Origin of the sequence: Aneurinibacillus sp. XH2 (genome assembly GCF_001439585.2) — a bacterium.
Lineage (GTDB): Bacteria > Bacillota > Bacilli > Aneurinibacillales > Aneurinibacillaceae > Aneurinibacillus > Aneurinibacillus thermoaerophilus.
This window is the reverse complement of the sequence record NZ_CP014140.1, coordinates 771,233-783,791: the sequence shown is the minus strand read 5'-3', so window position 1 is coordinate 783,791 and position 12,559 is coordinate 771,233. Positions and strand designations below refer to the sequence as shown.

Annotated in this window: 11 protein-coding genes and 2 riboswitches; of the genes, 1 reads left to right on the top strand and 10 read right to left on the bottom strand. The window is 47.1% G+C overall.

Annotated features, from left to right (window positions below):
• Nucleotides 1-39: 39 nt before the first annotated feature.
• From sdhB to metX, 4 genes are all read right to left on the bottom strand, one after another.
• Nucleotides 40-795 (bottom strand): succinate dehydrogenase iron-sulfur subunit, encoded by a 756-nt coding sequence (gene sdhB, locus ACH33_RS03815; protein ID WP_057897826.1) that lies wholly within the window; start codon nt 793-795, stop codon nt 40-42.
• A 25-nt stretch (nt 796-820) separates the two neighbouring features.
• Nucleotides 821-2,593, bottom strand: a complete 1,773-nt coding sequence (gene sdhA / locus ACH33_RS03810; protein ID WP_057897825.1) for a succinate dehydrogenase flavoprotein subunit — start codon at nt 2,591-2,593, stop codon at nt 821-823.
• An 11-nt stretch (nt 2,594-2,604) separates the two neighbouring features.
• Nucleotides 2,605-3,261: a succinate dehydrogenase cytochrome b558 subunit gene (locus ACH33_RS03805; protein WP_057897824.1), complete on the bottom strand. Its 657-nt coding sequence runs from the start codon at nt 3,259-3,261 to the stop codon at nt 2,605-2,607.
• Between the two features lie 305 nt (nt 3,262-3,566).
• Nucleotides 3,567-4,673, bottom strand: coding sequence for a homoserine O-acetyltransferase MetX (metX, locus tag ACH33_RS03800; protein ID WP_057897823.1), 1,107 nt, complete (start codon nt 4,671-4,673; stop codon nt 3,567-3,569).
• A gap of 112 nt (nt 4,674-4,785) precedes the next feature.
• Nucleotides 4,786-4,897: riboswitch (SAM riboswitch) on the bottom strand.
• A gap of 155 nt (nt 4,898-5,052) precedes the next feature.
• Between metX and ACH33_RS03795 the strand changes: the two genes are divergently transcribed.
• Complete coding sequence (locus ACH33_RS03795; protein ID WP_057897822.1) at nt 5,053-5,625, top strand: biotin transporter BioY; 573 nt, start codon at nt 5,053-5,055, stop codon at nt 5,623-5,625.
• A gap of 101 nt (nt 5,626-5,726) precedes the next feature.
• On the opposite strand, the gene ACH33_RS03790 is transcribed toward ACH33_RS03795, so the two are convergent.
• The 6 genes from ACH33_RS03790 to ACH33_RS03765 all read right to left on the bottom strand — a co-directional run bounded on the left by ACH33_RS03790 (nt 5,727) and on the right by ACH33_RS03765 (nt 12,513).
• Complete coding sequence (locus ACH33_RS03790; RefSeq protein WP_057897821.1) at nt 5,727-6,962, bottom strand: aspartate kinase; 1,236 nt, start codon at nt 6,960-6,962, stop codon at nt 5,727-5,729.
• 166 nt (nt 6,963-7,128) lie between these two features.
• Nucleotides 7,129-7,318: riboswitch (Lysine riboswitch) on the bottom strand.
• Between the two features lie 87 nt (nt 7,319-7,405).
• On the bottom strand, nt 7,406-9,196 hold the full coding sequence (gene uvrC, locus ACH33_RS03785; RefSeq protein ID WP_057897820.1) for an excinuclease ABC subunit UvrC: 1,791 nt from the start codon (nt 9,194-9,196) through the stop codon (nt 7,406-7,408).
• Between the two features lie 124 nt (nt 9,197-9,320).
• Complete coding sequence (trxA, locus tag ACH33_RS03780; protein WP_057897819.1) at nt 9,321-9,638, bottom strand: thioredoxin; 318 nt, start codon at nt 9,636-9,638, stop codon at nt 9,321-9,323.
• Nucleotides 9,639-9,883: 245 nt separating this feature from the next.
• The gene (locus ACH33_RS03775; protein WP_057897818.1) at nt 9,884-10,855 is read right to left on the bottom strand and encodes an electron transfer flavoprotein subunit alpha/FixB family protein; all 972 of its coding nucleotides are present in this window, start codon (nt 10,853-10,855) and stop codon (nt 9,884-9,886) included.
• Between the two features lie 21 nt (nt 10,856-10,876).
• Nucleotides 10,877-11,641: an electron transfer flavoprotein subunit beta/FixA family protein gene (locus tag ACH33_RS03770; protein WP_057897817.1), complete on the bottom strand. Its 765-nt coding sequence runs from the start codon at nt 11,639-11,641 to the stop codon at nt 10,877-10,879.
• 86 nt (nt 11,642-11,727) lie between these two features.
• A complete protein-coding gene (locus ACH33_RS03765; RefSeq protein ID WP_057897816.1) occupies nt 11,728-12,513 on the bottom strand; it encodes an enoyl-CoA hydratase in 786 nt (261 codons plus the stop codon).
• Between the last annotated feature and the right edge of the window lie 46 nt (nt 12,514-12,559).

Genomic DNA, 12,559 nt, shown 5'->3' with positions numbered 1-12,559 from the left:
ATCTTTGATGATAGGGTGCCGCTGAATTTTCTCCATCCATTAGTTGCGGAAGAAGTTCTTGATAGAATATAGCGTCGTGGCGCGGTTCATTGCCGCAATTGATGTTGTGAGCGGAATGCCTTTCGGGCAGGATTGCACGCAGTTTTGGGAATTACCGCAATCCGTAATTCCACCTTCGCCCATCAGGGCTTCCAGACGCTCTTCTTTGTTCATTTTACCGGTCGGATGTTCATTGAACAATCGAACCTGGGAAATGGCAAACGCGCCAATAAACGGAGACTTATCGTTTACGTTCGGGCAAGCCTCCAAGCACACGCCACAAGTCATGCAGCGAGAGAGCTCATATGCCCATTGGCGATCCACTTCCGGCATACGCGGGCCAGGTCCGAGATCATGCGTACCATCGATCGGAATCCACGCTTTTACCCGTTTCAACGCGTCGAACATGCGGCTTCGGTCTACCGCTAAATCACGCATTACCGGGAATGTTCTCATCGGTTCAAGACGAATCGGCTGTTCCAATTTGTCAACGAGCGCTGTACAAGATTGACGAGGTTTTCCGTTAATGACCATAGAGCATGCGCCGCAAACCTCTTCCAGACAGTTCATCTCCCAAACAACCGGAGCTACTTTTTTACCGTCCACCGTTACAGGATTGCGCTGAATTTCCATCAGACAGCTAATGATGTTCATATTCGGACGGTAAGGGATTTTGAATTCTTGTTTATATGGAGTTCCATCAGGACCATCCTGACGAGTAATAATCAAATGAATCGTTTTTTGTTGTTCGGCCATTTTATTTCACCTCTCTTTTAATGAGCTACTTCTTCTCAGCCACCGTGCTCTTCTTCGAGTAGTCGCGTTTACGAGGCTTAATGAGAGAAATATCAACATCTTCATACGAAATCTTCGGAGCTTTTGTCTCCGGATCGAAGTTCGCCATTGTTGTCTTCAAGAAGTTCTCATCGTCGCGTTCTGGGAATTCCGGCTTATAATGAGCGCCACGACTTTCGTTACGCATAAGCGCACCGATTGTAATTACACGGGCAAGCACAAGCATATTCCACAGCTGACGAGTGAAAGAAGCGCCTGTATTGCTCCACTTCGATGTATCGTTAATATTAATGTTTTGATAGCGCTCCATAAGCTCCTGAATTTTCTCGTCCGTCTTCTTCAATTTGTCATTGTAACGAACAACCGTTACGTTGTCGGTCATCCACTCGCCGAGTTCTCTATGCAGCAGATATGCGTTCTCCGTACCGCTTGTCATGCTTGTAATGCGATCGTACTTCTCCTGCTCTTTCTTCAGCTGAGCATCGAAGAAAGTGGAGGATACGTCTTCAGAGGACTTGTCTAGGCCTTTGATATATTCGATCGCCTTCGGCCCTGCCACCATACCGCCGTATACCGCTGACAGAAGCGAGTTTGCACCCAGACGGTTTGCACCATGCTGTGAATAATCACACTCACCTGCGGCAAACAGCCCCGGAATGTTGGTCATCTGGTTGTAATCAACCCACAGACCGCCCATGGAATAGTGAACAGCAGGGAAAATTTTCATCGGAACTTTACGCGGATCATCACCAACGAACTTCTCGTAAATCTCGATGATTCCCCCTAGCTTAACATCCAGCTCATGCGGATCTTTGTGGGACAGATCAAGATATACCATGTTCTCGCCGTTGATGCCGAGCTTCAGATCAACACAAACATGGAAGATTTCGCGTGTTGCGATGTCACGAGGCACCAAGTTACCATAAGCCGGATATTTTTCTTCAAGGAAATACCAAGGCTTACCATCTTTATAAGTCCAGACACGTCCACCTTCACCACGGGCAGATTCGGACATCAGACGTAGCTTATCGTCTCCCGGGATTGCGGTCGGGTGAATCTGAATGAACTCGCCGTTCGCATATGTTGCACCCTGCTGATAAACAGCAGAAGCAGCCGTACCTGTATTGATAATAGAGTTTGTAGATTTACCGAAGATGATGCCAGGGCCACCTGTCGCAAGGATAACCGCATCGGCTCTGAATGCTTTAATCTCCATGGAGCGGAGGTTCTGTGCCACGATACCGCGACATATGCCTTCGTCATCCTGAACGATGGAGAGGAATTCCCAGCCTTCATATTTCGTAACAAGGCCGTTCACTTCCCAGCGACGCACTTGCTCATCCAACGCATACAGAAGCTGCTGACCGGTTGTCGCACCTGCAAATGCTGTACGGTGATGCTGTGTACCACCAAAACGACGGAAATCAATAAGACCTTCCGACGTACGGTTAAACATAACACCCATGCGGTCAAACATATAAATGATACCAGGTGCCGCTTCACACATCGCCTTTACTGGAGGCTGATTCGCAAGGAAGTCGCCACCGTAAATCGTATCGTCAAAGTGAATCCACGGGGAATCGCCTTCACCTTTTGTATTTACTGCTCCGTTAATACCGCCCTGTGCACAAACAGAGTGAGAGCGTTTTACAGGAACCAGAGAAAACAGCTCAACCGAATAGCCGGCTTCGGAAGCTTTAATGGTTGACATCAAACCCGCGAGACCGCCGCCAACTACGATAATTTTACCTTTATTCATGCTCTAACCCCCTATTTCTGGATCGCTTGTGCTACATCAACGGGATTCGCGAAAGCAAACAGAGCCATTAATCCCATAGCAGACATAAACACGAACACAACCATTGTTACGTAAGTGGAGATACGCTGCGCGCGCGGCCCAACCGTAATGCCCCAGCTTACTGCAAAACTCCACAAACCGTTCGCGAAGTGGAATGTTGCGGACAGAAGACCGACAATATAGAATGCCAACATAACCGGATTAGCCAAAATTTCATTCATCAGGGTAAACAAACCGGTGGCTTCAACCCTGCCAAGCACCATTTGCATTTTTGTTTCCCAAACATGCCATGTAATGAAAATAAGCGTGATAACACCGGTTACACGCTGTAGCATAAACATTACGTTGCGGAAATAACCATAGTTACCTACATTGTTTTTAGCTTGGAAAGCAATATAAAGGCCATAAATACCGTGATACAGAATAGGCAAGAAAATGAAGAGAATTTCAATGAGCGCGAGGAAAGGAAGTCCTTCCATAATCTCTACACGTTCAAGAAAAGCGGATTCACCGCGTGTCGCATAGTAGTTCGTTAATAAATGAACGAATAAGAAACCGCCAATCGGTACAACCCCTAAAAGGGAATGGAGTTTACGGTTAAAAAAATGGCGGTGATTCGTCGTTGCCATTTCACAAATTCCCCCTTTCAAAAGGATCCACTCAGTTTTTTCTAATTTGACACCTTTTTCACAAAATCATTCTGCACCAGCCACTCTCTCTCCAACATCCGAACTATCCTAGAACCCCTACCACTACACTTCTCTTTCTATAATTCCCCCCTTACCCGCTCTACTTTACATGAAGAAAAGCTTCCTGAGGAAGCCTTAAGCAATAAATGAAGACTTTGTGACAAATTCATTTTACTCCTAGTAGGGGGTACCGTCAAGGAAAGCGGTAGACAAATTGTCGAAATTACCCGATAACCACTCCGCATTTATCGGGGCGCGGCAGACTGTGTAAAAGTGCTGGAATAATATTTTTCAATAAATTGTTCTACAAGCGGCCCGATCTTCACAAATTCGACAAGAAACCCATCATGTCCGTATATAGATTCGACGAAATGATATTCCACTTCTTTTCCGGCCGCACGAAGCATTTTCACCACTTCTTCCTGATGATCGGCCGGATACAGCAAATCGTTAGAGATAGCGATTGACAATACGCGGGCCTGAATCCGTTCAAGGGCCGCCTCAATGCCCCCCCGCCCGCGGCCGATATCATGCGAATCCATCGCTTTCAACAGGTAAAGATAACTATTCGCATCAAAGCGGTTAACCAGTTTTTGTCCTTGATAGCGCAGGTAGCTTTCAATATTAAATGTCGAATCAAAATGGGTAACATCGCGCTCATCTTTTAAACGTCGACCGAAACGGTATTCAAACAATTCTGCGGTGCGGTACGTAATCATACCAAGCATTCGCGCGATGGATAAACCGTTCACAGGACCTTTTCCAGGGTAATAATTTCCGTTTTTCCATTCCGGATCGCAAAGGATCGCTTGCCGTCCTACATCGTTATAAGCGATAGCAACAGCGGACAGCCGTGTGGAGGTCGCAATGGGAATAATCAAATGGGCCATCTCTGGATACATGACCGCCCATTCATATACTTGCATCCCCCCCATTGAGCCACCGATAATTGCTAGCAGTTTATTGATACCCAGTTTTCGTACCATTAAATACTGAAGCTTCACCATATCTCGTATCGTTACAACCGGAAAATCAGCGCCATACGGCTGTCCCGTCTCCGGGTTCACAGAAGCTGGGCCGGTCGTCCCTGCACATCCGCCCAGCACGTTAGAGGTGACGACGAAATATTGATTCGTATCGATATAGCGCCCAGGGCCGATTAAGCCTTCCCACCATCCCGGTGTTTTCTCGTCTCCAACGGCGCGCGCATCTCCGGTCAGCGCGTGGCATACAAGAATAGCATTCGTTTTATCCTTATTTAATATTCCGCACGCTTCATACGCGATTTCCACCTGTTTTAACGTTTCTCCACACTCCAGCGTAATCTCGTCAATCACCATCTTTTGCTGCATGCGCCTTCACTCCTTTCTTCTCTTCCTCTGTTTTTTCAAGCGTCGCATTTGTCTATCATATAAAAAACGCCACTTCCAATAAGGAAGAGGCGCTTGTGTCGCATATTACCTCCCCTTATCTTTCAGAGCGCATACCGCTCTGCTGGAATTAGCACCTTGTCCGCAAGCATATGCGGGGTTGCCGGGTTTCATCGGGCCAGTCCCTCCACCTCTCTTGATAAGAGCACTTTCGTATGATTCCATCTTTAATTTTAGGTTAGGTTAGTTCAATACTAAGATTTTTACTGACTAATGTCAATATTGACAACATCTTAATCAAATTTGTAAACTTATTTATAAAAAATGTTAACAAATTATCTCATATTTAAGGAGAGCACAGATGGGAAAAACAAGTTTAAAAATGATGATTCTTTCGGCTTTATTTTGCGCAATTATCGCCGTATGCGCCCAAATTTCAATTACCTTCTTGCCGCCGGTGCCGTTTACAATGCAAAATTTCGCCGTCGCGTTGACTGTGGTGATTCTGGGGCGACGGTACGGTACATTAGCTATTCTGCTTTATATTTTGGTTGGAGCCATCGGCGTACCGGTTTTCGCTAAATTTAACGCAGGTCTTCCCGTTCTAGTCGGACCAACCGGCGGGTATCTCATCGGCTATATCGTTTCCGCCTTTGTTATGGGGACAATGATAGACCGTGGAAAGCTAACTTTCATGAAAGCGTTCATTGTAAATATAGTAGGCCTTGCCATTATCCACGTTGCAGGCGTTATACAACTTAAATTAGTGGGCAGCATGACATGGGATAAAGCAATCGGGATAGACATAACATTCATTCTGCCTGACTTAATCAAAATCATCCTTGCTTCTTACATCGGTATTCAAGTTCGCCGGCGCCTTGCGCTCGCAGGACTGCTTCCAAATTCGCTAAACAACGAAAAAATTGTCGCCTAAACGTGTAAAAAGCTCGCGGGTGCGCCCGCGAGCTTTTCTTATTGCAGCGATTGCTGCACAACATTCACTTGCTGATTCACTGACCAGCCACCAGCAAACACTTAATAAACAACAGCTTTTTCCTTCGTATCCAAGCCAAACACAGTATGCAGATTGCGCACTGCTTTTTCCATGTCTTCGAGCGGTACTACGCATGAGACCTTAATTTCAGAAGTCGAAACCATTTTAACCTCTACTCCGGCTTCAGCAAGGCATGTAAACATTCTCGCTGCTACCCCTGGATTCGTAATCATGCCAGCGCCTACAATCGATACTTTAGCCAGTTCCTTTTCTGCCACCACATAACCGAACTGCAACGTATCCCGTTGCTTATGCAATACATCTAACGTTTTCTTAACTTCATCTCCGCTTACGGAAAACGAGACATTTGTGGTCTCCGCTTCATACGAACTTTGGACAATGATATCAACATTAACATGTTCAGCTGCCAGTACTGCAAACAAGTTTGACAGCGTATCTACCTTTGCCGGCATATCGACTACAGTTATTTTAGCTACATTTTTATCGTAAGCAACTCCGCTAATGACAAGCCCTTGTTCCATATCTGCTTCCTCCTCGATAATGGTTCCTTCCTCTTCACTAAAGCTTGAACGTACAGTAAGGCACACTTGATGCTGCTTTGCACATTCCACCGCCCTCGGATGAAGCACCCCCGCACCAAGCGTTGCCAACTCCAACATTTCATCATAAGAAATGCGGGCCAATTTACGAGCGGAAGACACAATGCGCGGGTCTGCGGTATACACTCCGTCAACATCCGTGTAAATTTCGCACCTATCCGCTTTCAGCACAGCTGCAAGCGCTACCGCTGTCGTATCCGAACCACCGCGTCCGAGCGTGGTGATCTGTCCGCTCTCAGAAATGCCCTGAAACCCGGCAACGATAACGACTTTACCCTGCCCAAGCGCCTGCTGAATAGGCGCTGGATCGATTTCAGTAATCCGCGCCTTTGTATGCACTTCTTCTGTGGAAATACCAGCCTGCCATCCAGTCATGGATACCGCATCCCAGCCCTGAGCATGCAATGCCATCGTCACCAGAGCAGTCGATACTTGCTCCCCTGTCGTAAGCAGCATATCCATCTCACGGGGACTCGGATGATCTATAACTTGTTTTGCCATGTCCACCAGCATATCCGTTGACTTTCCCATCGCCGAGACAACAACGACAACCTGATGCCCGGCTCGGCAAGTCGCTAAAATGCGGCGGGCCACCGCCTGAATACGCTCAATCGTGCCGACGGATGTGCCGCCGTATTTCTGTACTATAAGACTCATCTCTCGCGTCCTCCTATAAGCATTCTTTCTCTGTTTATCTCGCACGCTGAGAAGTTCAGGCGTGACCACGCCGCTTGAAAAATAAAAAAGACAACAGAAAGGCACGTGCCTTAGCTGTTGTCTGTGTCTCGCATAAATAACAGCTAACGCTCACTCCCTTTTCCCCCTGCGAGATAGTGCTCCACCGAACATCCGGGATGATCATCCGGTGACAGTCCTGCACTTATTCAATGCAGGCCCAACAGCAGGCGGCGAGATCCAACCTGCCATTTCGGCGAATTCCCCTTTCCCCTGCCTTCACTGGATTCTCGTTCCTCCAGCAGGATACTCATGGTTTTCGCGCCTCTACCTCACCTTTTAAAGTGAGGCGTTATTGTTTGAATATTTAATTTACATACATAGTAACACACGTCGTCCAGAAGAACAACCTTTTTTCTTCTTTTTCACTCGGGTGCAACCGTCGTTTCCTCTTCACGCAAATGTTGCAAAATCTGACGGGCAAGCTTATCACCTATGCCAATGTTGCGATATTCATCCACCGTTGCTTCACGCATACGCTTGATGGAACCGAAATGTTTCAGCAGCAACTTTTTGCGTTTCTCACCCACACCCGGAATCTCGTCAAGCCTAGATTGGAACATCGTTTTGCCGCGCGTATTGCGATGGAACGTAACTGCGAACCGATGCACTTCGTCCTGAATGCGCTGTAGCAAATAAAATTCGTTGCTATCTCTCTTCAAGTCGACCGGAATCGGTGGGTCCCCTACAAGAAGCTGTGCGGTGCGATGCCTTTCGTCTTTTGCTAGGCCACACACCGGAATATAAAGGCCCAGTTCGTTTTCCAGCACATCGACCGCAGCCGCAATCTGGCCCTTTCCTCCGTCGATAACGACTAAATTAGGCAATGGCAGACCTTCTTTTAGCACGCGGGTGTAACGACGCCGGATCACTTCTTTCATTGTCGCATAATCGTCTGGACCAGCCACGGTTTTCACTTTATACTTACGGTATTCCTTCTTGTCCGGTTTGCCATCTGTGAACACAACCATCGCCGAAACAGGATCGATACCCTGAATGTTCGAATTGTCAAACGCTTCAATACGTTTTGGATATCCGATGCCAAGCAATTCGCCAAGTTTCTGTACCGCCTGCACCGTTCTTGCTTCATCGCGCGCCATGAGCGCAAATTTTTCCTCCAAGGCGATGCGGGCGTTCTCCGTCGCCATGTCTACTAATTGCTTCTTGGGGCCACGTTGCGGTGTCAGCAGCCTGGAGCCGAGCATCTCCTCTAATCCGTCTGTGCCTTTGCTTATTGGAAACAATACTTCTTTTGGGCGCATATGCTCCTGAAAATAAAACTGCGCTACATAAGAAATGAAATCTTCATATTCTTCCCCGTAATAAGGAAATGAGGCCACATTACGCTCAATCATTTTCCCCTGACGAATGTGGAATACCTGTACACTCATCCAGCCTTTATCCGCGTAGTAACCCCAAGCGTCCCGATCCACGTTATCGCTAAACGTAACTTTTTGCTTCTCCATAATCGCTTCAATGTACTGAATCTGATCGCGCAGTTCCTTAGCACGCTCGAATTCAAGCTTTTCTGCTGCTTCTTCCATTTGCTCTGTCAGCTTCTGCTTAACTTCCCTATAATTGCCGTTCAAAAAGCGGGCAATTTGTTCGCTCATTTCCTCATATTGTTGTGGGTCTACTTCATATTCACAGGGAGCGAGGCACTGGCCCATATGGTAATACAGGCATACGCTTTTGGGAATATGCTTGCATTTGCGCAACGGATACAACCGGTCAAGCAGCTTCTTCGTTTCCTGCGCGGCTCCGACATTTGCATACGGCCCGAAATATCTAGCGCCATCTTTCACTACCCTGCGTGTGATTTCAAGACGAGGGTGTTCTTCGTTCGTAATCTTAATATAAGGATACGTTTTATCATCTTTTAGCAATACATTATAACGCGGATTATGCTGTTTAATCAGGTTGCATTCCAGAAGAAGCGCCTCCACCGGCGATGAAGTCACAATATATTCAAAATCAGCAATCTCCTGTACAAGACGCTGCGTTTTTCCGTCATGACTACCCGTAAAGTAAGAACGGACACGGTTTTTTAATATCTTAGCCTTGCCGACGTAGATCACTTCGCCCGCTGCGTTTTTCATTAAGTAACAACCGGGCTTATCAGGCAAGAGACTTAGTTTTTCTTTCAGCGTATTCATAGCAGTCCCCTCCTGATTGTTATGTTATCATAAATATCGCAGGTTCTGGTAACATCCGGCGAACCACGGCCTTTCAGATCATAAATCCCCCGGCTATAACAGATAAGCCGGGGGATTTATGATCTTACAGGTGCTTATTGATTGCGTCAAGCAAGCTTTCTTTCGGCTGGAAGCCGATGATTTTATCAACAACTTGGCCGTCTTTTACGAGAAGAAGGGTTGGGATACTCATCACACCAAAACGTTGCGCGGATTCAGGATTTTCATCGACATTTACTTTTGCGATTTTCACTTTACCGCCGATCTCGTTATCAAGTTCTTCGAGAACAGGCGCAATCATTTTGCAAGGGCCGCACCACGGAGCCCAGAAGTCAACCAATACAGTACCGCCGCTTTCTACTTCGCTTTGGAAAGTATTATCTGTTACATTTACGATTGCCATATATAATGTCCTCCTTATATCTCATTATCGTAACTAACGTACCTGTCCATTTACTTTCGGTATATTGCTGAGATATACCAGTAACAGTATATCACTTTTACTTTAAAATATCCACTTGCGAAACTGCCACAAGATCTCCGCTTCGTTGATTTTTTGTCCAGCGCCGCAACCTGCCAAAGCAAAGGCACAAACGACAAAACAGGCAGGGACAAAAATGACCCTGCCTGTTTTGTCGCGTTATCCGTTTAATTTTGAACAAGAACTTTTTTGAACTCTTCGGTAAGAAGCGGAACAACTTCGAACAGATCGCCTACGATACCATAGTCGGCTACCTGGAAAATTGGTGCTTCCGGGTCTTTGTTAATCGCTACGATAACTTTGGAGTTAGACATACCAGCTAGGTGTTGAATCGCGCCAGAGATACCCGCTGCAATATACAGATCAGGTGTAACAACTTTTCCTGTCTGCCCGATTTGCAGAGAATAGTCGCAATAGCCGGCATCGCATGCACCACGGGACGCGCCTACTGCGCCACCCAGCACTTCTGCTAGTTCCTGAAGCGGCTTAAAACCTTCCGATGATTTGACGCCGCGGCCACCGGATACCACTACTTTTGCTTCGGCCAAATCCACGCCACCCACAGTTTTGCGAACGACTTCTTTTACAATGGTACGCAGATCTTTAATTTCCACGTTGAAATCTACAACTTCTGCCGTCCCGCCAGTTTCTTCCGCCGGGATGTTATTCGGACGCACAGTTGCGAACAGAATGCCAGATACCACTTTCTTTTTCTCAAATGCCTTACCCGCGTAAATCGGACGCGTAAAAATCACTTCACCGTCTTCCACTTGGATGTCGATCACATCAGATACGAGACCAAGACCCAAGCGTGCGGCGATGCGCGGCGCAAGATCTTTGCCGATTGCCGTATGCGGCATCAAAATTACTTCTGGCTGTACTGCATCAATCACCTGACGCAATGCCTGAAAATAAGCGTCTGTCGTATACGTGTCAAGCTCTTTGTTACTAACCACATACACTTTGTTCGCGCCATATTTGCTTAACTCTCCCACGTAATTAACCGCGTCGCTACCGAAAGCGGCCGCCACGATTTCCCCGCCTTCGGAAACGCGCTGTGCCGCTGTCAGCGCTTCAAATGAGACATTACGCAAGCTCCTATCTTTCGCTTCTGCCAATACAAGTACTTTTTTCATAATCGCTCGTCCTCCCTCAACCCTTTAGATTACTTTCGCTTCGTTGCGCAGAAGAGCCACCAATTCTTTTACTTGATCCTGAATATCCCCGTTTAAGACTCGTCCCGCTTCTTTCTTCGGCGGCAGGAATGTTTCCGTTACGGACGTTTTCGCGCTCACATCACCGTCAATGTTTAAATCATCCACCGTTAAACGCTCCATCGGTTTTTTCTTCGCTTTCATAATGCCGGGCAGTGAAGGATACCGCGGTTCGTTTAACCCCTGTTGTGCTGTGACAAGCACCGGCAGCGATACTTCGATAACCTCCATGTCCCCTTCCACATCGCGTTCAATGGTTGCTTTTCCGCCATCAATGTCCAGCTTCGTAATCGTCGTCACCTGAGGAATGCCAAGCTCTTCGGCAAGACGCGGGCCCACCTGGCCGGAGCCGTTATCAACCGCCATATTGCCGCCGAGAATAATGTCATACTCGCGCTCTTTAATTACAGCCGCAAGGATTTTCGCTACACTATATTCATCAAGTTCAAGACCTTGGTCATCAACAATAACCGCTTTGTCTGCGCCCATTGCCAGCGCCGTGCGCAACGCGCTCTCCGCACGTTCCGGCCCCACCGTTACAACGGTAATCTCTCCGCCGTGCTCATCGCGCAGCTTAATCGCTTCTTCCACCGCGTACTCATCGTACGGATTGATGATGAATTCCACGCCATCTTCGCTGATTTTTCCGCTTTCCAACACGATTTTTTCTTCTGTGTCAAACGTTTGCTTCAAGCATACAATAATGTTCATATATATCCTCCTTCGGCTCCAATAATATATAGAGAAGGTTCAGCGTTCTACCTTTTTTAGCAGACGCACGAACAGGTAATGTATAATTATTTGTCGGTGAACTGGGCTTTACGCTTTTCGATGAAGGCATTTACACCCTCTTTCATGTCATCGGAAACAAACAGTTCACCAAATAACTTAGCTTCTTTCTCCATGCCGCTCTCCGGTCCGGTGCAAAGACCGTATGTAACCGCTGTAAGCGCGGCACGGATAGAAATGGCGCTTTTCTGTAGCGCGATAAACTCAGCGAATTTCTTCACTTCATCCATCAATGAAGCAAGCGGAACCGCGCGATTTACCAAGCCTATGCGCTCAGCTTCTTTCCCGTCGATAAATTGGCTCGTCAAAATCAATTCTAACGCCTTCGCTTTGTTGGTCAGACGCGCCAACCTTTGTGTTCCGCCGAATCCCGGAATCAATCCAAGATTTAACTCGGGTAAGCCAAGCTTAGCATCTTCGGCAGCAAATCGCATGTGGCAGGCCATTGCAAGCTCAAGACCTCCGCCCAGAGCGGCACCGTTAATGGCCGCAATGACAGGCTTTTGAAAATTTTCAATACGGTCAAATAGCCTTTGGCCTGTGCGCGCCATTTGCTCCGCTTTTTCCGGATTATCAAAGGCGCCTGTAAATTCTTTAATGTCGGCTCCAGCGACAAAAAACTTCCCTGCTCCGGTTACAACGACAACTTTTATTTCCTCGTTGTTCCCGGCATAATGAAAGGCATCACTCAATCCTGAGAGCGTGGCGGAGCTTAACGTGTTTGCAGGAGGTACATCGATGCTGATATAGGCTACCCTGTTCGCCACTTCAAGCTTTACATTCGTAAACTCCATCTGTTTCTCTCCCTCCATCATCCATGTGTAAATTATGGTATAGCAA

Excerpts from the sequence above, each read along its gene's own strand:
- metX (WP_057897823.1), bottom strand. The coding sequence starts at position 4,673 with ATGCAGCAAAAGATGGTGATTGACGAGATTACGCTGGAGTGTGGAGAA.
- uvrC (WP_057897820.1), bottom strand. The coding sequence starts at position 9,196 with ATGAATACGCTGAAAGAAAAACTAAGTCTCTTGCCTGATAAGCCCGGT.
- ACH33_RS03795 (WP_057897822.1), top strand. The coding sequence starts at position 5,053 with ATGGGAAAAACAAGTTTAAAAATGATGATTCTTTCGGCTTTATTTTGC.
- ACH33_RS03765 (WP_057897816.1), bottom strand. The coding sequence starts at position 12,513 with ATGGAGTTTACGAATGTAAAGCTTGAAGTGGCGAACAGGGTAGCCTAT.
- ACH33_RS03770 (WP_057897817.1), bottom strand. The coding sequence starts at position 11,641 with ATGAACATTATTGTATGCTTGAAGCAAACGTTTGACACAGAAGAAAAA.
- ACH33_RS03805 (WP_057897824.1), bottom strand. The coding sequence starts at position 3,261 with ATGGCAACGACGAATCACCGCCATTTTTTTAACCGTAAACTCCATTCC.
- trxA (WP_057897819.1), bottom strand. The coding sequence starts at position 9,638 with ATGGCAATCGTAAATGTAACAGATAATACTTTCCAAAGCGAAGTAGAA.
- sdhA (WP_057897825.1), bottom strand. The coding sequence starts at position 2,593 with ATGAATAAAGGTAAAATTATCGTAGTTGGCGGCGGTCTCGCGGGTTTG.
- ACH33_RS03790 (WP_057897821.1), bottom strand. The coding sequence starts at position 6,962 with ATGAGTCTTATAGTACAGAAATACGGCGGCACATCCGTCGGCACGATT.
- sdhB (WP_057897826.1), bottom strand. The coding sequence starts at position 795 with ATGGCCGAACAACAAAAAACGATTCATTTGATTATTACTCGTCAGGAT.